Below are 22708 nucleotides of genomic sequence, written 5' to 3'. Positions count from 1 at the left end.
TTTTTATTAAATTTAAAAAAAAAAATGCGTTGCTCAGTTTAGGCAAATTTTGAAGTTTAAGCTATATTCTTTCGCTACTTCGCAAACCAGCAAAACCTTATGTGTAACCAGTCTACAAACTTTGCGCTTAAAATTTTAAGATTGAAAATTTTGAATTAGTACCAAGAATTGGTATATTTGAATTGAAGATTTAAAATTATGGCAAAAAATACATCAATATTACTCGGAGATTATTTTGATAAGTTCATAAATGAGCAAATAAAAACAGGAAAATTTTCTTCAGCTAGTGAAGTTGTGAGAGCTGCTTTACGAATGTTTGAATATGAAGAAACCAAAAAATCTGAACTTATAAAAGAACTTAAAAAAGGTGAAAAATCTGGATTTGTAAAGAACTTTGATAGAGATAAGTTTTTAGAATCATTTCATCAAAAATATGCTTCTGACTAATGAAATTTAAAATTAGTAACGAAGCTCAGATTGACCTTGAAAATATTTGGCTTTATACTTTTGAAACTTGGTCAAAAGAACAAGCAGATAGATATTTTAATTTGATTTTCGAAGAAATAGAATATTTGACTCAATTTCCAACTTCTGGAAAAGATTACAATCACGTAAGAAAAGGATACTATCGTGCTAAAGTTAAATCGCATTTTATCTTTTATCGTCTAAATTCGAAAGAAAATGTAATTGAAATTATAAGAATTTCACATCAACAAATGGATATTGAAAATAGACTAAACGACTATTCTGGCTACACATAACATAACGGTTTGGCGAAATGGCGGGTTAAGTGATAAAATGAATCCCGATAGTTATCGGGACGGCTTTCTATGTCGCAAAAAGCCAATTACATTGACTTTTTTTCTTAAATTTATTAAATGAATTGGCTTTTGCTTACCGTGTCGCTAAATTGATCCCGAAGTGTCGGGACGCTTCAATTTGACTTTGTCGAACTGACGTTTCCGCCACTGACGCCAAGCCCCGAAACATTAGCTGACATTCCAAAACAGCCCTGCCAATAAATAACTTAGAAAATTCAAAATGAAATTTATCAAATTATTTATATTATGCCTTGCTTTTAAAAGTGTAAATGCTCAGAAATCATTACCTGACAACGATGAACCAATTTACCTAAACGATACACTAATTGCAAAACCTGGAGAATTTTATATTGACAATTTTAAAGTCGATTTAGCAAAAACTCACTATTACTTATTAAATACAGAAGATGTAATTTGCAAAAAAGGAGAAAGTGCAAAAATTTTTAGTGGTGCACGTTCAGCCTGTTTAATAAAGAGGAAAAACAATTATGAGTTTAAATTGCTAGATTCTTTAATAGAAGAAGTCAAGAAAGAAAAAAATATTTCTGAAAAATTTGATGTATTTATTGACAACAAAAAAATTGAAGACATTGAAAATGTGCTAATTGAAATTAGTCCTAATTTGGAAATGGAAATAATAAATTATAGTAAAACCGGAGTTTACCACGGAACAAAACCAAACTCGCAAATTAGATTATATTTGAATGAAAAAAAGAAAAAAAAGTAACGTCAGCCAACCTGAACTGTGTAAAAAACCAAATATTTTAGGCTATTTTTTTAACATAATCATCTTGGTACAAAGTTCCATTTTAACGCATCCATAAACTTGCTTTAGAAGCTTGTTGCACACTGCAATTACGGCTGATTTCTTGTTCTTTCCTGCTGCCACCAATCGGTCAAAGAGTTCGCGACATGCTCGGTTCGTACTTTTCGCATTTAATGCACACATGTACAATATATGACGTACCTGTTTTCCGCCTTGTTTGCAGATCCAAGTTCTGGCTCTCACGCTACTCCCACTGCTGCATTCCACGGGAATTACATTATTGACAAAACCTAACGAAATGGTTCAGCAAAGTAAAATACGGGCGAATGTTCCTATTCAAGTATAGCGAAGTTTAAGGTTAAAATCAATCTGATTTTGATCTGTTTTTAGTATGTTTTCAAAACGGAATAGCTTCTCCTCAGTACAGGCAAATCCGATCCCTCGCGACAAATTATTCCTGCACTTCGTCAAGCTTTGGACCATTTGCTGTAATTCCACAAAGTACATAAAAATACAGCTAATTCAATTCTAAGACTGTATTTTAAAACCTCTATTCATCAAGGCTTGAGTCTATTTCAAATTTACTTGTTTAGTTCAATTCTAGAAAAATAACAGCATTAATTTTATCTACACGGAAGATAAAAGTAAATGTTAGGAATTTAATCCTCAAGGCTTTGTGTAATTCAAATCCGTAATACACTCCTATTTAGGCAGTATACAATCATTTCATCGGCTTTTGAACTCCTAAAATCCTCAATATCTTGGAATACCTTTGAGTAGAATTGATGATTTAGTTTCAATTCTACTCTTCCTCTCTCTGCTAAATTCCCTTCAAAAATCTTTCTTTTTTGACGTAACAATGATGTATTTAATTAAATCTTACATGAAAAAATTTAGCTTGTTATTGCTATTCGTTTCCAGCATCCTTACTGCACAATTCTTCCAGAACGAATTGGAAAATGAACCTAGTGAATCCCCATCCATTTTCATCAAGCAAGAGAAGCCAAAAGAAATACATTTTTTTGAGGAAGGCGAAGAATACGAAGAGTATCCAGATCCACCCGATCAAGGAGTTGACGCAGGTGCTCCAGGAACGGTCGATGAAGTAAACGTTGATCAGTATTGGTTTTGGCTAATTTTAAGTACTGTTGTACTATTTGGATACATACAGCGCAAACAAAATCATTCGCAAAGCGAGACAAACAACTAGCATCAATATAAGATAGAATGCTAGGTGTTTTTGTGGGAATACTTGATAAATTCAGAAGGTGAAACTCCAATGGTTGCTTTGAAAACCGTTGTAAATTTAGAATGAGATGAAAATCCGGTTTCTTCTGCCAATGCATTGATTTTGTATTGACGGTACACAGGATCATGGGTAATTTTATCGACGATATATTGAATTCTCAAATCATTGATGTATTCACTGAAATCTTTTTCTTTATGCTTCTTGATGATGTACGAAAGGTATTTGGTATTGGTTTCGATTTCCGCAGCCACAAAAGACAAGGAAACTTTTCGTTCCAAATACAATTGACGATTTTCAAATTCTTGAAGTTTTTCCAATAATTTCTCTTCGGCTTCTGCTGGCATGATCGATTGCCTATCCTCCTTTTCATCGGTTATAGCCATTTTAGGAGAATTATTCTTTTGCTTTTCTTCTTCCTTACGAAGTTTTTCTTGGAATTGCTCCAAAGCATTCTTGATCCTTTTGACTTGTTTTTGTTTCTTTCGATAAAAATAAAAGGAGATTCCAAAGACCAATGCAACCAATCCCAATAAACTATAAATGATATATTGTTTGCTTTGGTTGTTATTTTTCAATTCCTTTTGCTTCGAAATGGTTTGGTTCAACGCGGCATCGACCGCTTTTTTATTGATACTCGCAATGCTATCATTTAGACTTGTAAACAATTGAAAAAATTCTTTGGATTCTTCTGTTTTATTCACTTCCAAATAGGCCTTTGAAAGAACTTGAAACAAGTCTTTTCGCAATTGAGGAACACTGGATTTTTTTTCAAATTTCAGTCCTTCTTCGGCAAATTGTATGGACTTGTTAAAATCTCCTTTGTCATAATAGAAATAAGCCAATTGATTTAACAAAACCACACGTTCCACCAATGGAACTTCCTTGGAATGGTGAATGTTTAAAGCCTTTAGATAATAATTTTTGGTCAATTCAATGTTGCCTTTTTTGGCGTATTCGTTTCCTAAAATGATATACGAATAAGAAATCAAACTATATTTACGAGAAGAAGTGTTTGAAGCTCCGTCTTGAATTTTTTCTGCTTCCTTGATGCATTTTTGGATGTTGTTCATAATGGAATCTGAAGGGGACTCAGACTTCAAATGAAAATTTGCTAAATTACTATAAATCAAACTCAATGCATACTGCCTGCTATCTCCTGGCTTAATTTTATGGGCGTACAATAAGGCATCTTTGAATTCTTCTTGGGATTGACTCAATAAACCCAATTCCGAATAGGCACAAGCCTTTAATCGGTAGATATGCGAAAGATTGTCATAATCCTTAATGGATTTCCCAATTTCCTCATATTTAGTATCTAAATTGATGACCTTTTCATAGTCAGAGCTATTGAAATAGATAATGGCAAGCGAATAGCCCACTTTGAGAACACCTTGTGAATAGCCTATTTTTTCACTATCTGATTGTAAACGTTCCAATTGGGGAATAACCTTTTCTGGATTAGAAGCATAAGCTTTTTGCGTGGCTTCTTCTAATTCTTGATTGATTTTTTCTATCATTTGGGAATTCTGAGCTCCTACAATTCCCATCGAATGGAATAGTAAAAACAAGAATACCAATGAAAGATTCATATAAGGTATAGATGACAAGCCCGATTTTATTTTATCTAATAAATTCATTTCACACAACAAACGTCTTCAAAAATATTGGGGCAATTCAACAAAATATCCCATCAATATTTGATGAAAATTTACTATTGTCGAGAATGAAAAGTCTATAAGTAGAATGCCCCCTATTCACTTATATATCCTTTTTTTTAAAAGAATGGTAAAGATAAAAAACTTATTGAATTCTCTCATTTAGCTCTATACAAATCCTTGTAAAATCCTTTTTACCCAAATTACGCATCAAATAAAGTAACTACATATCAATGGATTAGATTTTAAAGAATATCCATATTACGGAATATGGAAATCCTAGTTCTTTTATATATGTATAAAACGTTGGTAATTGGCTCCAACAAAATTTCGACGAAACGAAATTTCAAAACAACAAAAATCAAAACAAAAATTATGAAAAGATCTTTACTAGTGAAAACTTCAAGAAACTTATTTTTCACGGGTTGTATGATGGCAATGGCGATTGGACAAGCACAAGAAACAATCATTTACCAACAAAATTTTGACGGAAACAATGGAAACTTTACCAACGGAATCGTTTCTCAAAATACTCCAACAAACGGATGGCTCTCAAGTTCAACTGCTCCTCAATATGGAGAAATTTTTCGTCATATGTGGAATTTCTCTGATGTAACAGCTGGTGGAGAACAAATTACAATGCCAATTTCTGGAAGATCTTTGGGTATGGGATTCTTTGAAGGAAATGTTCCTTTTTTTGAAAACCATTATTTCTATACCTACGCAGGAGATATCCCAACGGACCAAACATTTTATACCACAAGATGGGCTCATGTTGGAATTTCTACAGAAGGATTTGAAAACATTACCGTTGAATTCAAATGGAGATGTGCTGGAGAAGTTTTTGAAGATGTAGTTTATGATTATGGAACAGTCAACACCTCTATTGATGGTGGTGCTACTTGGGCTATGGATCAAACAGGTGGATTCGGAGGTGTAACTAGCGAACATGGAACATTCTCAGGTGGTTTGTACTATGGAAATCCAGGTATTCAAACAACGACTATTTCATTGCCTTCTGATAGAGCAGATCAACCAAACTTCCGTTTGGCTTTCCGTATGGTAGTTGATGAAGGATATGGAACAGGAGGTGGTTTCATCATTGATGATATCATTATTCGTGGTGATCAAATCGAATTAGGTTCAGAAGAATTGAACAAATCTTCTTTCACGGTTTACAAAGACGGAAACAATTTCGTAGCAAAATCAACTTCAGATAAAATTCAATCAATCGAAGTATTTGATTTAGCAGGTAGAAAAGCAATGAACTTGATGGGGAATGCAAAACAAGTAAGAATCCCAGCATCTGAATTATCAAAAGGTGTTTACATCATCAAAGCAAAAATGGAAAATGGGGATGAAATGACCCAGAAAATTTTGAAATAATTCTAGAAAAGGAAAGAATTTGAAACTACTCACTTCAAATTCTTTCCTTTTTCTTTTTTGGGGCACTTTTTTAACACAACACTGGACACACATTTTATTAAACTCTTAAATCACTATATGAAACTACAATATTTTTATTACACATTACGTGTAATAATAATTCTATTATTACCTCTCAAATTGTTAGCTCAAGAACCTGTTGTATTATACCAGCAAAACTTTGATGGTAACAATGGAAATTTCACAAATTCAATTGTATCAGCAACTACACCTGTAAATGGATGGCGAGCTAGTAGTACAAGTACTCAATACGGTAATTATAGACATTTATGGAATTTCTCTAATTTAGGATCGGGAAATTTTGCACCAATTTCAGGAAGATCTCTAGGTATGGGATTTTATAATGGAAATAATCCTAACTATCCAGAAAACCCTTTCCGAACTTGGAATGGGACAACAGATATTAATGCATTAACAACAAGATGGGCTCATGTAGGTTTCTCTACAGTTGGCTATGAGAATATAACAATCGAATTTAAATGGAGATGTACTGGTGAAGTTGATTCAGGTAAAGTTTATGATTATGGAACTGTAAATACATCCATTGATAATGGAAATACATGGTCAATGGATATGAGTGGGGGAATAGGTGGTGAAACAGGTGAACATGGAATTTTTCCTTCAGGATTATACTATAATAATTCAGGCGTTCAAACTGCTAATTTAACATTAGATGAGACGAGAGCAAATCAACCAAATTTCAGATTAGCTTTCAGAATGGTTGTCGACGACTGGTATGGAACTGGAGGCGGATTTATAGTAGATGATATAATTGTTCGAGGGACTCCAATTTCCTCCGACCGAACCCTTACCGTATCCGAAGCCTACACAGGAGCTTCCTATGCCAATGGGAATCATACCATCTCAAATAATACTTCAGTAACTGCAACTTCAGGAACACGTGCAGGATATGTGGTTACAGGATGGACAGGGACAGGAAGTGTTCCAGCAACCGGAACAGGAGGAACGGCAAATTTTACAATTACAGAAAATTCTAGTATTAATTGGTTATGGGAACAAACCGAAACGCCCAAAAATATAACCTTCTATAACTACGGCGGAGACGATCAATTGGCATTCAACAACAGCCGCATCGAAACGAATACTCCGATATTCCGAATAAGCCATCAAGATTATGATGCAACAGATTATCAAGTCGAAATCAATTCGAATGCAACCTTTACAGGAACATCTTGGACACAAACTTTTACAGGTGCCTATCCTGTCAATTCAGAAGCAAACTTCGCCTTTAACAATAACTTTACTCCTACCAATAATACAACTTATTATGTTCGTGCTAGAGTAAAAGGCGCTGCTAACGTTTGGAGTGCTTGGACAACCGAAACTTACAGCTTCACCTATCAAACGCCACAAGATATTCCGGATTGGTTCCAAACCACGCAAGCACAATTTGCTTCCAATACTCTTTCTGGAGTTGAGGCAAATGCAAGTCATCATGTCGTAGTTTCCAGTGGAAGTGGAAATCCAATTTTAAATCCAAGCTTTGAAACTAATACGAATTGGACATCTTTTAAAAGTACAGGTTCACCTCTAAATGTAGAAGTTAACAATAGCGGTAACTGGTCAAGTGAAGGAACAAGAGCTGCTAGAATGCACATGTTTGGAGGAAATCCATTTAGTGGCGATCTTGCAATCGTTTCACAAGTGGTTGATTTGACAAATGTGGAACAAATCATTTTTGATACAAGGTCTATGTACGGCCCAAATTGGTCTTCAAGTCTTTCAAATGGCGGAACATTACGGTTGATTATTGGGGGTTCTTCATCCAATGCTACTGGAAATGTCTATGCGACGGTAAACCACTGTGCAAGTGGGTCATCAAGTTGCAATGTACAAATGTTAAACATCACGGCTAATATTCCTCTTGCTGAACGTATTCCTAATCAAACTATAAAATTTGTATGGTCTGGATTTAGCTCAGGTGATTTAGGAGGCGCATTGGTTGATTTTATGGTAGATAACGTAAGAGCTATTTCCCCATCTTCCGGCACCATCACTTCCACACCGATCCATTTAGCATCGGTTCAAGATGCAGAAGGTTACGAGGGCATTACCTGGAACCAAACTCTGAACGGCGGAACCATGACCCTAAAAGTCCAGGAATCTCCAGACGGTATTTCAGGTTGGACTGATGTCGCAGGTCATACCAATATTTCCTCAACGGGAGACGGTCCGCAAACTTATGACCTTAACGGCTTTGATGTGCCACACATAAGGTTGGTTGGAGTGCTTAACGGAACGGGTGTTACTTTACACGACTGGTCGGTACAGTTTGAGAGAGAAGATGATTGTGCCAATTCCACAACTTGGGATGGCACCGATTGGTCCAATGGCGTTCCAAGTGATTTAACCAAACGAATCATCTTTAATGGAAATTATACTTCCGACACCAACAATACAAACGGTGGTGCTTTAGTCGGATGTTCCATAGAGGTTCAAAGTGGAAATGTCGAAATCTCTTCCAATCACCATATTATCATTGAAAATGAAATTGTCGTATCTGGCGGAAGTTTTACCTTGGAAAATAATGCCAATTTGGTTCAAAATTCAGTAGACGCTGTAAATGTTGGGAATATCACAGTGAAGAGAATCAGCGCACCGATGGTTCGCCAAGATGCCACCGGATGGTCTTCACCAGTCGCAGGGCAAAATGTCCGTAGTTTCTCTCCTTACACGTTGAAAAAACGTTATTATATTTATAATGGTTATGGTGATGCTGGAGCACAAGGAAGTAGTTTTAAAGGATTATTTGAATTCGATCCCTTGTATCCAATGCCAAACCCAATTCCTTCAGGATGGGAAGGCGACAAAATTACCGTAAACGGTCGTGAATTATTCAATGAACAATCCTACACCTTCCAAAAAGGTTGGGGATATTCGATTCGCGTACCTAACACTTGGAGCAGCACTAACCCAGCGACTTTCGAAGGAGTATTTACAGGTGTTCCTCAAAATGGTGATTTTGAAGTAAAAGCCTACGGAAAATACAGCATGGTCGGAAATCCATATCCTTCTTCTATCAATGCAAATTCATTCTTGACAGATAATCCTCCAGTTGAAACTTTGCATTTCTGGACGCATTATTACCCTGTTGGACATACATCTTACGATAGTAATTATGCCACTTATACATTAGCTGGTGGTGCAGGAACTTCTCATCCAGATCAAAATGCAGATGTACCGAATGGAATCATTCCTATTGGACAAGGGTTTGTCATTCAAAATTTAAATAATATACCAGAAGAAAGCAATATCCCTTGGAATGTGTCTTTTAAAAATTCTATGCGTTCTATAGCTTCCAATGGTATTTTTTATAAAACCGACGATGAACTTGAACGTCATCGTTTCTGGTTGAGTTTAACCAATCAAAATAACGATCAATTGGCGCAAATATTAGTTGCCTATATGACCGATGCTACACAAGGCTATGATCACCAAATTGATGGTCGTCGAATGGGGGGAGCGGCATTGTATAGTTTGATCGATTCACTTGACTTCACAGTTCAAGGTAGAAGTTTACCTTTTGAATTAGAAGATGTCGTTCCTCTGGGATTTAAATCTTTTTCTGATTCTAAATATGCTATTTCTATCGATGATGTAGATGGATTTTTTGCCGAAGGGGAGGTGCAAATTTTCATCCGCGATAAATTTCTTTCAATCGAACATAACCTTTCTTCTTCGGACTATGAATTTGAAACGGTTGAAGGTGAATTTTTAGATCGTTTTGAAATCATTTACAAAACGGAAGAAGTTTTAGACACAGAAGAAAACCTTTTTAACGCTATACAAATATATCATGAAGGGGCAAATATCATGGTAAAATCAAGCAAAGAAAAAATTCTTTCTGTCGAATTATGGGATATTTCTGGAAGAAAATTGCATCAAAATCAAAAAGTGAATTCACATCTTTACTCCATACCTAAATCCAATTTTGGCACACAAGTCTTATTGGTTACTGTGATGACCGAAAATGGGGAAATCACGAGAAAGAAAATTATTAATTCATAAAAAAAGGGAACTTTCGGTTTCCCCAATTAAATCTCTTAAACATGAAAAAATTAGTCATACTAAGCATTTTCATCTCTACTATAAGTTTTGGACAATTTTTCAAATCTGAACATTCGGAATATGAGGAAAAATATGCCCAATCCAGTAACGAATATGAATTTTTTGATGAACCCGACCAAGGTTTAACTACTATACCCGATCCACATCCTGGAGACACAGATGATCCAGTACCCATCAATAATTATTGGTTATTAATGCTGGTTGGATTTTTTATTGGTGGAATTTATATGTCGAGGACAAAACCTCATTCTAGCAAATCTTAAATAATTTCCAGTGAACCATTGGCAAATGTATCTATCAGTGTTAGGAGTTATATTGGGCGGTTATTTTCTTTCTAGACATAGAAATTAGCAAACCAAGTCCCGAAAATCCCAATCCTTGTGATTGGGATTTTTTTTATTAAACATTTAAAACTTTTAGATTTATCTATCTTTTCATACCTTAATAACGATTTACTAGCTCCCTACTTCTTCCCGATTAGAAGAATACCTATTTCTGCCAAACTTTGTTTGGATGAACTGAAATCTTAAACCTAAAATCTCAAAATATGAAGCCACTTTTCTACTGTCTTCTGTTTTTGGGCAACCAAATTTTTAATTACCAAATATTCGCCCAAGAATCCAATTCTTTTGACGTGCAAAATCCAAACATTTGTTTTTTCGAAGATTTTAACGAAATCACTTCTGGAAATAATACCACTATAAACGGTTCTAATACCTCCTGGTCTGGAAATGAAAATTTCACAAACTACAATCTCGTTTATCAAGCGGGAGGAGCAATCAGAATAGGAAATAGTACAAATTCTGGTTCTATAACATCCAAAATTTTGGATGAGATAAGCGGCAATACAACTCTAACTTTGGATGTCAAAGGTTGGACAAATGTTGAAGGTGATTTGCTGATTAGTTTAGGAGGTACAACCTATACCAAAAGTTATACAGCAAATATGGCAGATTCCTTTGAATCCATCACCCTTCATTTTGCGGCTGTCCCAGTCAATTCAACTCTCAGTATTTCCACTTCTTCAAAAAGAGCTTTTATTGATAATATTCAATTAATCTGCAATAATTTTGTTGGCGCACACACCGATTTTTATCGGTCGAAACAATCAGGTTCTTGGAGTAATCCCAATACTTGGGAATCTTCTCCAACAGGTTTGGAAGGAACATTTCAACCTTCATTTTTATATCCGAATGCTCTTGCATCCAAGGTTTTCATTTTGTCCGATCATCATATAGAAGTGAATTCTCCTCAAATTGAATTGACCAATCTGGAGATATTTGGAACATTGGAAATATCAGGAAATACAACCTATTCCGTTTTGGGCGATGAGGAAATTGAAGTTCGAGTCAAAAACGGAGGGAATTTTCTCGTCAACACCAATGGAACATCTCCTAATTTTCAATCCAAAGGATTAATTGAAACAGGTGGAAAATTAATTGCTGGACCCGAAATGGGCGGTGGAACCGCCTTCGGCAATCGGTACATTGGCGTGAATACAGGCTTTTTTAGTTTCGAACATCACAGCATTGTCGAATGGGACAATCCTTATACCGTTTTAGGTTCAACCACCACGATTGATCGAGATTTCTTTCGAAGAACCGATGAAGAAGCTTTGCCCATTTTCCGAATTCTCACAACTCCTAAGTATTCTTTTGGTTCAGATGAGAACAATGTTTTGAATTGTATCTTAGACGTAGCCGAAGGTGCTGAATTTGGTTTTGGGTTTTCAGGAGAAAAAACCATTCTAGGAGGAATTCAAGGAAATGGATTGGTTTTCCAAGAATTTGATTCGGGCAATTTGTATTTGGGAAATGCCCTTCATGAGCCTTATTTAGATGGATCCATCCAAATCAGCATCCAAAACAACAAATTCAAAATCCCCAATGGTTTAACTGTGAAAGAAGATGCCGAAGTTCAACTCTTCACCAATCAAAATCAACAGAATGATATCATCCACCGAATGCATGGTGACATTCAGATTTATGGTTCTTTGGATATCCACAATCTGCGCATCGAAAACACAACTTCAGGCGGAATATTTGTGCACGACAAAGGCGAAATAAGAACTCGCCATACGGGAGGATTATTTGGTGCTGGTTCTGCCATTGTTCAATATGATTTAGGAAAATTAAACCTTTTAGAAGGCTCAAAAGTAGATTATTATGCAGATGAATCTCAATTGATCAGTTCCCTTCTCGATTATTACCACATACAATTCTCTGGAAACGGAGAAAAAATTCCCCAAAATATAATCAGAGTCCATACACAAGGTTCTGTAGAAATTTCAGATCAGGCCGTTGCAAATTTCGCACAGCATAATTTGGGTTTAACTTCTGCAAATAATACTCAATTTATTATGAATGGCGGTCGATTAATCCTTGGAACAGGAGGTGTTCAGCCTCGCATGGATGGAACCTATGAATTAAATGATGGTGTAATTGAATTTACCGGAAATTCAGCCATTCAAATTCGTGTTGGCGCTGTATCCAACCCTAAACTTTATCGAAATATTGAAATTTCGGGATCCAATGTCAAAGCAGGAACTACCAATTTTACTGGGTTAAGCTTTCTTGAAGCTGGAAAATTTTCAGTCCTTTCCAATGGAATTTTTAAAGTTCCCAATCCTTCTGGATTTATTGACAGTTCCACCTCTGCCATCAAGAATGCTGAAGTTTTAGCAGAATTGATTTTGGATCATGATTCGACAATTGAATACAATTTAAATGAAGAGGAAATTCAAATCATTTCAGTTTTGGAAAACGGATACGGAAATTTGAAACTTACAGGAATTAGCACCAAAATTCAGAATGGAAAAGACCTAATCGTTCAGAACAAAACCCAAGTTAATGATGGAAATTTGATCATTCCAACATCAACCGATGAAGAATTGCCCTATGTTCTATTTGCGCTCAATGGTTTGGAAAACTTAGGTGGAACCATTGTTTTTGAAAACAATGCTTTGTTGATGCAAAATCCTGGCGTGAATAATCTGGGGAATATCCAACTCAAGCGAAACGCAATTGTTCCCGACATCCAATACAACTTTTGGAGTTCACCAGTACGAGAACAAGTTTTGTATGATTTGTATCCAGACATTCCGCTCAATCGGGTAATGGTTTATAATACATTGACCGATTTTTATACCATTTTACCAACTTCCACCAATCCCATATCAGAATTTGGGAAAGGCTATTCCATCAAAGGATCGACTTCCATGCAACCAGAAGTCACAGCAACTTTTGTCGGTATTCCTCAAAATGAATCCTTGACAGAATCCGAAAATCAAGTTCAGCTCTCAAACCTTGGAGCGCGTTTTAATTTGGTTGGCAATCCGTTTCCATCCAATTTGGATTTGGTTCTTGTGTATCAAGCCAATTCAGCTCAATTCAATCAAGATGCTGAAGATTCTCCACATTATTTGTTTTGGGACAATACCGATAATGATGATTTGATTCAGCAAGGTCCTGACTATGTCAATCAGAATTTTGCATTGTATCATCCGCTTGCACAAATTGGAATTTCTGCACCGAGATTTGGATCTTCAGGAAAAAGACCCAATGGAATTATAAAACCAGGACAAGGTTTTTTAATGCGGGCAAGTCCTACTGCTACTCACATCCAGCTTACAAACGAGATGAGAACCACAGAAATTGAACGCGGTAATCAGTTTGCGGAATATTTCCGAGGAATGAACTCTGAACCCAATCAATTTCATTTGGAATTTCAATCACCAACTGATAATCATATTGAAATTGCCATTGCCTATTCTCAAGATGCTGAAGATAAATTTGATCTTTACGATGCCAAAACTCTTAACGATAACGCTTCTGAAAACTTTTATTCGATAAGCTCAGATTCTATAGTATTGGTGATTCAAAGTAAGAAATTGCCTTTTCATAAAACTGACGAAATTCAACTTGGTTACAAAATAAGTGAATCGGGAAATTGTCAAATTTCACTTAAAGATCCTTTGGGAATTTTTCAATCCATCCCCATTTATATTTGGGATTCAGAATGGAAGATTTCGCATAATCTTCAACATTCTTCTTATCAATTTTCCTGTTCTGAAGGTAGTTCTGACAATCGTTTTCAGCTACATTTTCGTAAGAAAACTAATTTCCCTAGTGCATCAGATCTCATAGCAAAATCTGAAATTATCTCACCTATAATTCAATTTCAACATGACAAATAACCGAAGATATGAAAGCAATTGGGTCAGTTTTACTAGTTTGTTCGGTCTTTTGTTCCGCTCAATTTTTTGAAGAATATTCAGACGAATCGACATCCTTTTTTGAATCGACAAATGATATTGAGTTTTTTCAAGAAATGGAATTGGGATTCTACGAAGAACCCGATTTTGGTACAGATCAAGGTCAACCAGGTGATCCAAATGGAGTGCCCATCAATCAGATCCATATCCTTTTGGTCCTAAGCGGAATGATTATTTATGGCCTCAATTCGAAGTATTTAAAAAACTTCTTTTAAATCAATCCCACCAAAATTAGCCGAACTCATCATCAAGAAAACTTTCCCCGATTTATCCATTGAATCCAAATGATTTTTCAAATCAGAAGAAGATGTGAAAACTTGGATTGTTTCATCTCCAAAGGCATTTCGGATATCTTCAGGCGAAATAGGAGCCATACGTTTGATCGCTAAAGCTTCGGGATTATAATACACGATTTTCTCATCTGCTTTGGACAAAGCACCCTTATATTCTCCTAAAAATTCAGGATTCAAACTACTATAGGTGTGCAATTCCAAACAAGCAACCAATTGTTTTTGATCAAATTGTTCTTTGACAGCATTGGTAGTAGAAATTACCTTACTTGGTGCATGCGCAAAATCCTTGTACGCAACATATTCCGCCGTTCGATTGACCAATTCCAATCGTTTGGAAGCTCCTTTAAAACTTTGAATCGCTTCATAGAAATCCTCGTCCATCACACCCAACTGATTGCAAATTAACCTTGCTCCTTCTAAATTGCTTAAATTATGTTTCCCAAATACTTCCAAAGGAATCGGACCTTCTTCGGTTTGTAAATAGCTAATTCCATCTTCAATCGTGAAATCTGGAGTCGAATAAGGAAATTTCTTCAGTGGTTTTTCGGTTTTCTCCACCAATTTGACCACTTCTGGATCATCTTGATTGTATATCAAAGCGCCTCCAGGCGTGATGCTATCGATGAATAATTCAAACTGATGAACATAATTCTCAAAGGTTGGGAAAACGTTGATATGATCCCAAGCAATTCCGCTGATTAAGGCAATATTCGGCTGATACAACAAAATTTTCGGACGTCTATCTAGTGTGGAGGATAAATATTCGTCACCTTCCATGACCATAAAATCATTTTCTTCGGTCAATTTCACCATGACGTCAAATCCGTCCAATTGTGCGCCTACCATATAATCAACTTCCTTTTCATGATAATGTAAAACATGTAAAATCATGGAAGTAATAGAAGTTTTCCCGTGTGAACCCGCAATGACTACACGTGTTTTATCTTTGGATTGTTCGTAAAGGTATTCTGGATACGAATAAATTTTTAAGCCCAATTCCTGCGCTCGTAACATTTCAGGGTTGTCAGCATGTGCATGCATTCCCAAAATAACAGCATCCAAATCAGATGTAATTTTCTCTGGAAACCATCCCATCTGCTCTGGTAACAATCCTCTTTGTTGAAGTCGAGTCGATGAAGGTTCAAAAATAGCATCGTCAGAACCGCTAACCTGATATCCTTTTTCATGTAAAGCTATGGCTAAATTATGCATAGCACTCCCTCCTATCGCAATAAAATGAACTTTTTTCATGTCCTCGAATTAGGGGATAAATATAATTCGAAGTTCTATTAAAAGAAAAAATTCCTAGGAGAATTCTTGGAAAAATTTACCTCGAAAAAATCAAAATATTAAAAAATAAACCAAGAACAACCTTGATCCAAAACTAGGAACTTATTTAGCTAAAGAAATCTTGAGGTTGACGATCTTGCAAAATCTCCTCAATGGGTTTGACACGTAAAAATTCGGGTGATTGCTCAATAGCATCCATAATTTTTTTCATGATGGCGTCATTGTCTTCGTTTTCGTAATCAAAAACCAAAGGTTCTTTGAATTTCATGGTAGCTTTCACGCCCATTTTTTTCAATTTCAACCCTTTTTTATCAAACGCACGACGGAATCCATCGATCACAACCGGAACGACAATTGGTTTGGTTTTCTTCACCAACAAAGCTGTCCCTCTTCTACCTGGTGCAAAAGCCGTGGTAGTTCCTTGTGGAAATGTAACCACCCAACCATTTTGCAAGGCTTTTTCAATATTGGAAATTTCCGAAATATCAACTTTTCGATTGATATTTTTCCCTGCCTCTCTCCAAGTTCGCTTCACCATGATAGCACCCGTATAGGCAAATAATTTCGTTAAAAAATTATTTTTCATGGTTTCTTCGGCTGCAATGTAGTAGAAATCTGTTTTCGGATTTAACAAATAAACCGGATTTTTAATGGTGTCAATGAACCCATTTTTCACACTACAAAAAACGTGATACATTGCAAATACGTCTGCAAAATAGGTTTGGTGATTGGAAACAAACAACACATTGGTATTGGGTAAATTCACCAAATGTTCCGTACCCGAAACTTTTAATTTGTTATACCCATTGTATCGATTATAGGTGAAACCTCCAAAAAGAAAAATCAATGATCTTTTGAGAAAATACAGATGTCCAAAAGCATCTCTGTATACATTTTTCTTAACCGCTTTTTGCTTTGCCATTTTTAATTTTACCCTTAATTGGAACTTGCAAAGTTACAGTTTTTCTATTAATGTTCCGAATTCGCTTAAGATCATTGCTGTTGCTCCCCATATGAATTCATTCTCACCCAACTCATACGCAGGAATATCGACGATATTTCCAGAAAAATCTCGCTCAAATGTCATAGGACTTGCTGCCATAAAAGCTTCCAAGTTAATCGGAACAATTTCAGCAACTTCCATTTCATCGGGCATGAATTCAGGAGATCCATGATGAATGGCAATGTACGGATAAACCAAAAAATTGCTCGGTGGAATGTACAATTCGGTCAATTGAGCAATAATTTCCAAATTATCTTCATCTACCCCCAATTCTTCAACCGTTTCGCGCAAGGCAGTATACGCCAAATCGATGTCCTCTGGCTCAAAAGAACCGCCTGGAAGCGAATATTGATTGGAATGAACACCTTCATAAGTATGGCGCAAAATCACAGGAAATTCTATGTCACCTTCATCATTTTCATACAAAACGATCAATACAGCGGCAATTCGAGGATTGGTCTTTTTCACTTCCTCCAAATCATAGGCTTGTCGATAAGGTGGCGAAAGCCTCAATTGAGCTTCCAATCCAGGCAATTCTCTGTCAAAATTTTCTAGCTTTTCTCGTAATTCCTCTAAGTACAATTTGGTAAATTTTCTTCAAATTTAACCATCTTACAACCAAAACTCCAATTTATCTTCTAAAGATTTGGGCAAATCTCGTTGGAAAAAAACTCAGAAAATTAAAATTCAATTCTAGCCAACGAGACCGGGCTATCCGTTCTATCTTTTTTGGATCAGGTTCCATTTCATTCACCTTCCCAAAAAAAGGATGCCACTGCTATCCCTTTTGCATTTAAAATCCTTACAATGCTATTGGTTTTGTGTATAGTAGTTAAAATCCTTCATCACAATATTGATAAACTCATAATCAGATAGATTGGATTCTATTTCCATTACTTCTTCCAATTTCCTTCTAAGTTTTTTAACCGTGACGAAATCCTTTCTTTTGGTAGCAGCAACAAAGGTATCTTTTATAATTCGCGCATCATTGTCAGACAATCGGATCACTTGCGGATAAGTTGGCACATAATCTTCTTTTAAATCTTCCAAAATGGTGATGTTGATGGAATGTTTTTCTTTCAGTTTTAAAACAGTTGTTCCCGCCACTATATCGCCCAAACGTTGCGAATTTTTCGTTTTTGAAATAAAAAATACCGCAACGATACCAGATACAGTCAAAAACATGGCAGAAATTCCAGCGCCAATTTCTTGCCCAAAAATGGGAATGAGAAAAAGAATCAAAAAGGAACCAGTCCAGAAATCAATGAATCGGAAAATCCATCTCGTGAAATACTCAGGAAAACCAGCTTTATATCCATCCAATTTCACAACTCTAATTCGGCAAATCATTTTCCCAAACGTTTGCCCTCTGAAAAGCATTTCGGTCCAAAGCGAATAAAAAAGAGCGGGAAAGAGTAAGATGATGTACAAAAACTCGATAAAAACGTTGATATCATATCGGGTTTGATCATCTGTATGGAGAATACTTGAGGTCATTCCCAGAATATTGACAAAAAAATATGTCATCGCAATTATGTAGACATAAATAAAAAACAAGTCGAGTAAAAACGCCAAAATACGCCATCCAATCCCTGCATGTGGGATGTTGACATTTACATTGAGCGGAGTTTTGATCGAAACAAATTGCATAAAAGGTTTAAACTGTTCACAAAGATTAAGAAAGAATTTTTAAAACCATGAATTTATCCACGCAAATTTTATACTTTCGAAATCAAGAAAACAAAAACCTAATATTATTGCTTTGAGAGAAGCTGCTTTTATTAAACAAAACAAGGAAAGGTGGTTAGAATTTGAAAAATTATTGTACAATTCTTCTAACAACAAACCTGAACGCTTGGCTGAGTTATTTATCCAAATCAACAATGATTTGGCGTATGCGCAAACCTATTACCCAAAAAGCAATGTCATAAAATATCTCAATGCAATAGCCGCTACTGCTTATCATAAAATCTACGGAAAATCAAAATCGGGCAATGGCTTCAAAAGTTTTTGGTCCTATGAAGTTCCCATGATTATGTTCCTTTACCGCAAATATTTCTATTTTTCTTTTGCTGTGTTTTTTCTGATGGTCATCATAGGAGTTTTTTCTTCCATTTATGAACCCGAATTCGTACGATCTTTTTTGGGTGATGACTATGTAAACATGACCGAAGACAATATTGCCAATGGCGATCCATTGGCAGTTTACAACAATGCAACGAGTTTTGGAGATTTCAATAGCTTTTTCATGATTGCTTTGAACAATCTTCGAGTTGGAATGATGGCTTTCATTTATGGAATTTTTGGAGGAATTGGATCCTTGTATTTTATGTTGGTCAATGGCATTATGGTGGGAAGTTTCCAATATATGTTCTTTGAAAAAGGGCACTTTTTTTTATCGCTTCGTACGATTTGGATGCATGGCGCCATGGAAATTTTTGCGATGTGTATTGAAATTGGTGCAGGCGTATTAATGGGAACTAGCTATTTATTTCCAGGTATTTTAACCCGAAGACAAGCTTTTTTCCAAAAAGGAAAAGCGGCTTTGAAAATTGTGATCAGTACGATTCCTTTTACAATCTCTGCTGCTTTAATTGAAGGATATTTAACCCAATATGCCAACGAAATGCCCATTCCAATTGCTGCAATAATTGTTTTGGGAACTTTTGGATTTATTTTTTGGTACTATTTAATTTATCCGCATTTTGTTTTCAAACGAAACCATTTTGATTATCATCATCTATTAAAAGAAGTCGGAAATGAGAAAGTGTAACTATCTGACATACTTCTTCTTTTGTTTATCAATTTTGGTGTTTTCACAAAATCCACCAGCGATTGAATCAATTTCCATTGAAAACGATGAGGATGAAACAATCGAATATTACGAAACCGATGACTATAATGATGACTATGATGAAGTTTCAGAAAATACCATCATCACAACTCCCTCAAGAGAGGAAAGAGGAGCCATATTTTATGAACAACGAAACTTAGATTCGAAATTTAAAAACGATTACAAAGGCAAAAAATATGACTACGATCGTGTGGTCAAACAAAAAGAAAAAGTCTTTAATCCGCCTTCTTTCAATTTTCCAACAGGGATTTTTAAGTTCTTGATGTATTTCATTCTTTCCGTTATTGTTTTGTTGGTCGTGTATTATATTCTCAAAAACGCAGGCGGATTTCGATTTGGAAATGAAAAAAATCGGATTAAAATTAATAATTCCGATGAAGAACAATTGGAAAATGAAGAGGAAATTTCCCATCATAATTTTGAACAATTGATTCAAAAAGCGAAAAACAATCAGGAATATCGCAAAGCCATCCGTTATTATTATTTATGGGTTTTACAAAAATTGGCAGACAAACGATTGATTCAATACAATAAAGAGAAAACTGATTATGATTATTTAGTCGAATTGGGACAAAATCCAATTCGAGAAGATTATTCTCAAACCACCTATTTGTATGATTATGTGTGGTATGGAAATTTCGAACTGAATGAAAGGCAATTTGGACTTGCCGAACGTATTTTTCAACGAACCATTCAAAAAATAGCATGAGAAATTGGTTCTATTACATAGGAATTTTGATTTCACTTCTGTCCACCAGTTGTGTCGATGATCCCGTTAATTGGACGCCTACCTATGATTCCACACACACCATACCGTATGGTACGGAAGTTTTGAGAAAGGAATTACCCAAAATATTTCCAGATTCCAAAATTCAAAACATCGGCGTAAACACCCATGAATTTTTCGATGAAACCGATGCTTACTACTCTTATGCGCATTATATGTACATCAATGAAATCGACATACATACGATAAGTACATGGAGTTTAATTTCTAATTTTGTTTATGAAGGAGGTTCTGCATTTATTGCAATCGGTCAAGGCAATACGGTACTTTTAAATGATTTAGGGATAAGTATCGATTCTTTTACAAAAGTTAAGGATGAACAGGCTATTTCATTAAGCCTACAAGCAGGAACTACCGAAAAATCTTTTGTGGCCGAAAAGGTTTTCAATACTGAGTACATTTCGAATTATAATCCCGAAACAACAGATATTCTGGGCTATCTGACTTATAATGGTCAAAAGGAACCCAATCTGGTCAAGGTCTATCATGGGAATGGATACTTTTTAATCAGCACCACTCCTAGCCTTTTTACCAATTATCATGTTTTGCGTAAAAATCACAACCAATATGTCCTCAACACCTTTTCTTTTTTGGAAGATGCCGATATATATTGGGACAATCACCGAATGAACCAACGAAGAGCAGGCGAGAAAAATGATGGTGGATTTTTCAATGGTTTAAGTTTCATTATGAAACATGAATCGCTTAGATGGGCGTTTTTCTTGCTTCTTTTATTGGGAATTCTTTATTTAGCTTTCAATTCAAAAAGAAGACAAAGAGCAGTTCCAATCATTTTGCCCTATTCAAATTATACACTTGAATTTGCCAAAACACTTTCAGAATTGTATCGTGGCAACCCCGACCATACGGCAATGGTTCGATACAAAATCAATTATTTTTTAGAACAAATTAGACAGAAATATCATATTACCTCAAAAGATACAGAAAAAGATTATGCTGAACTATTGAGTTTAAAATCAGGTGTTGACATCTACACCTGCCAAATAATTGTCACAACAATAGAATTATTTAAAGCGAAATCCTATTTAGACCGAGAAGATTTCGTTAGAATACAATCGCTTATCCAATTATTTAATCAAAAATCCCAAGCATATGCAAGATCCAACACAAGATCCTAATTCTTCCTATATGCCGCAAAGCAATGCGCAACCCAATGAAGAAACACAATCAACAGAATCTAATTTGGAATTTCAAAATCGAATTGATTTATCCAAAATACGTAATGGTGTTTTGGAAATTCGTCAACAACTAGGCAAAGTCATCATAGGGCAAGAAGATTTCATTGAATTATTGATTGTCAGCATCTTCTCCAATGGCCATGCTTTGATTGAAGGTGTGCCGGGAGTTGCGAAAACCATCACCGCAAAATTGCTGGCCAAAACCATGGATGTTGGATTTAGTCGAATTCAATTCACACCCGATTTAATGCCGTCAGATATTTTGGGAACTTCGGTATTTGATATGAAATCCAACGATTTCACATTCAAAAAAGGACCTGTTTTTTCCAATATTATCTTAATTGATGAAATCAATCGTGCACCAGCTAAAACTCAAGCGGCTTTGTTTGAGGTAATGGCGGAACGTCAAATCACCATGGATGGAACCCAATACGAAATGGATTTGCCATTTTTGGTGTTTGCCACTCAAAATCCCGTTGAGCAAGAAGGGACCTACCGATTACCCGAAGCACAATTGGATCGATTTTTATTCAAAATAGAAGTTGGCTATCCTTCTTTGGAAGATGAAGTGAAAATCATAGATGGAAATAATTCGCGTAAAAATCAAGATCCGTCGGATTTGATTCAACCGATCTTCAAAGCAAACGAAATCGCAGAATTTCAAGAAATCATACAAGGTGTTTTGGTAGAGAATAAACTCGTCCATTACATTGCACAGATCGTACATGCCACTCGAAATAATCCATTTCTATTTTTAGGAGCATCTCCGCGAGCTTCGATTTCCATTTTGAATGCAGCCAAAGCCTTGGCGGCTATTCGAGGAAGAGATTTCGTGATACCAGAAGACATCAAATTTGTCGCGATTCCAGCCTTGAAACATAGAATTGTGGTTTCACCAGAAAAGGAAATGGAAGGAACAACTGCAGACCAAATCATTCAGCAAATCATTGAACGAATTGAAATTCCTCGCTAATGAATTTTTG

The 22708-nt window shown here is 35.7% G+C and carries 19 protein-coding genes; 13 read left to right on the top strand and 6 right to left on the bottom strand.

What is annotated here, in order from left to right:
• Positions 1-198: 198 nt before the first annotated feature.
• The 3 genes from ABID46_RS07775 (at position 199) to ABID46_RS07765 (ending at position 1548) form a co-directional block, all read left to right on the top strand.
• Positions 199-447, top strand: a complete 249-nt coding sequence (locus ABID46_RS07775) for a type II toxin-antitoxin system ParD family antitoxin (RefSeq protein WP_354508755.1) — start codon at positions 199-201, stop codon at positions 445-447.
• On the top strand, positions 447-761 hold the full coding sequence (locus tag ABID46_RS07770; protein ID WP_354508753.1) for a type II toxin-antitoxin system RelE/ParE family toxin: 315 nt from the start codon (positions 447-449) through the stop codon (positions 759-761). Before ABID46_RS07775 ends, ABID46_RS07770 begins: the two co-directional genes overlap by 1 nt.
• 280 nt (positions 762-1041) lie before the next feature.
• Complete coding sequence (locus ABID46_RS07765; RefSeq protein ID WP_354508751.1) at positions 1042-1548, top strand: hypothetical protein; 507 nt, start codon at positions 1042-1044, stop codon at positions 1546-1548.
• 42 nt (positions 1549-1590) lie between these two features.
• Here ABID46_RS07765 and ABID46_RS07760 read toward each other — a convergent pair whose 3' ends face one another.
• A complete protein-coding gene (locus ABID46_RS07760) occupies positions 1591-1812 on the bottom strand; it encodes a hypothetical protein (protein ID WP_354508785.1) in 222 nt (73 codons plus the stop codon).
• Between the two features lie 658 nt (positions 1813-2470).
• Here ABID46_RS07760 and ABID46_RS07755 point away from each other — a divergent pair.
• Entirely contained in the window at positions 2471-2797 is a 327-nt protein-coding gene (locus tag ABID46_RS07755) for a hypothetical protein (protein WP_354508749.1), read from the top strand.
• 20 nt (positions 2798-2817) lie between these two features.
• Here ABID46_RS07755 and ABID46_RS07750 read toward each other — a convergent pair whose 3' ends face one another.
• Entirely contained in the window at positions 2818-4473 is a 1656-nt protein-coding gene (locus ABID46_RS07750) for a helix-turn-helix domain-containing protein (protein WP_354508747.1), read from the bottom strand.
• A gap of 393 nt (positions 4474-4866) precedes the next feature.
• On the opposite strand from ABID46_RS07750, the gene ABID46_RS07745 reads away from it, so the two are divergent.
• The 5 genes from ABID46_RS07745 to ABID46_RS07725 all read left to right on the top strand — a co-directional run bounded on the left by ABID46_RS07745 (position 4867) and on the right by ABID46_RS07725 (position 14514).
• Positions 4867-5877 (top strand): DUF8694 domain-containing protein, encoded by a 1011-nt coding sequence (locus ABID46_RS07745; RefSeq protein ID WP_354508745.1) that lies wholly within the window; start codon positions 4867-4869, stop codon positions 5875-5877.
• Between the two features lie 117 nt (positions 5878-5994).
• Complete coding sequence (locus ABID46_RS07740; RefSeq protein ID WP_354508743.1) at positions 5995-9966, top strand: DUF8693 domain-containing protein; 3972 nt, start codon at positions 5995-5997, stop codon at positions 9964-9966.
• Positions 9967-10007: 41 nt separating this feature from the next.
• Complete coding sequence (locus ABID46_RS07735; protein WP_354508741.1) at positions 10008-10289, top strand: hypothetical protein; 282 nt, start codon at positions 10008-10010, stop codon at positions 10287-10289.
• Between the two features lie 284 nt (positions 10290-10573).
• On the top strand, positions 10574-14221 hold the full coding sequence (locus ABID46_RS07730) for a DUF8693 domain-containing protein (RefSeq protein WP_354508739.1): 3648 nt from the start codon (positions 10574-10576) through the stop codon (positions 14219-14221).
• Positions 14222-14229: 8 nt separating this feature from the next.
• A complete protein-coding gene (locus ABID46_RS07725) occupies positions 14230-14514 on the top strand; it encodes a hypothetical protein (RefSeq protein WP_354508737.1) in 285 nt (94 codons plus the stop codon).
• Here ABID46_RS07725 and ABID46_RS07720 read toward each other — a convergent pair.
• The 4 genes from ABID46_RS07720 to ABID46_RS07705 form a co-directional block, all read right to left on the bottom strand.
• Positions 14497-15843 (bottom strand): UDP-N-acetylmuramate--L-alanine ligase, encoded by a 1347-nt coding sequence (locus tag ABID46_RS07720; protein WP_354508736.1) that lies wholly within the window; start codon positions 15841-15843, stop codon positions 14497-14499. The genes ABID46_RS07725 and ABID46_RS07720 overlap by 18 nt on opposite strands.
• Before the next feature lie 145 nt (positions 15844-15988).
• Positions 15989-16804: a lysophospholipid acyltransferase family protein gene (locus ABID46_RS07715; protein WP_354508734.1), complete on the bottom strand. Its 816-nt coding sequence runs from the start codon at positions 16802-16804 to the stop codon at positions 15989-15991.
• A 33-nt stretch (positions 16805-16837) separates the two neighbouring features.
• The gene (locus ABID46_RS07710; RefSeq protein WP_354508732.1) at positions 16838-17467 is read right to left on the bottom strand and encodes an NUDIX hydrolase; all 630 of its coding nucleotides are present in this window, start codon (positions 17465-17467) and stop codon (positions 16838-16840) included.
• 228 nt (positions 17468-17695) lie between these two features.
• Complete coding sequence (locus tag ABID46_RS07705) at positions 17696-18535, bottom strand: RDD family protein (RefSeq protein WP_354508730.1); 840 nt, start codon at positions 18533-18535, stop codon at positions 17696-17698.
• 112 nt (positions 18536-18647) lie between these two features.
• Between ABID46_RS07705 and ABID46_RS07700 the strand changes: the two genes are divergently transcribed.
• Genes ABID46_RS07700 through ABID46_RS07685 form a run of 4 tightly spaced genes read left to right on the top strand, consistent with a single transcriptional unit; the run spans position 18648 to position 22698 of the window.
• The gene (locus ABID46_RS07700) at positions 18648-19658 is read left to right on the top strand and encodes a stage II sporulation protein M (RefSeq protein ID WP_354508728.1); all 1011 of its coding nucleotides are present in this window, start codon (positions 18648-18650) and stop codon (positions 19656-19658) included.
• The gene (locus ABID46_RS07695; protein WP_354508726.1) at positions 19645-20448 is read left to right on the top strand and encodes a hypothetical protein; all 804 of its coding nucleotides are present in this window, start codon (positions 19645-19647) and stop codon (positions 20446-20448) included. Before ABID46_RS07700 ends, ABID46_RS07695 begins: the two co-directional genes overlap by 14 nt.
• Entirely contained in the window at positions 20445-21665 is a 1221-nt protein-coding gene (locus ABID46_RS07690; RefSeq protein ID WP_354508724.1) for a DUF4350 family protein, read from the top strand. The genes ABID46_RS07695 and ABID46_RS07690 overlap by 4 nt, the downstream gene beginning before the upstream one ends.
• A gap of 10 nt (positions 21666-21675) precedes the next feature.
• Positions 21676-22698, top strand: coding sequence for an AAA family ATPase (locus ABID46_RS07685; RefSeq protein WP_354508783.1), 1023 nt, complete (start codon positions 21676-21678; stop codon positions 22696-22698).
• The last annotated feature ends 10 nt before the right edge of the window (positions 22699-22708 follow it).

It is taken from the genome of Moheibacter stercoris, assembly GCF_040545805.1.
GTDB lineage: Bacteria > Bacteroidota > Bacteroidia > Flavobacteriales > Weeksellaceae > Moheibacter > Moheibacter stercoris.
This window is presented reverse-complemented; position numbering and strand designations above follow the sequence as displayed.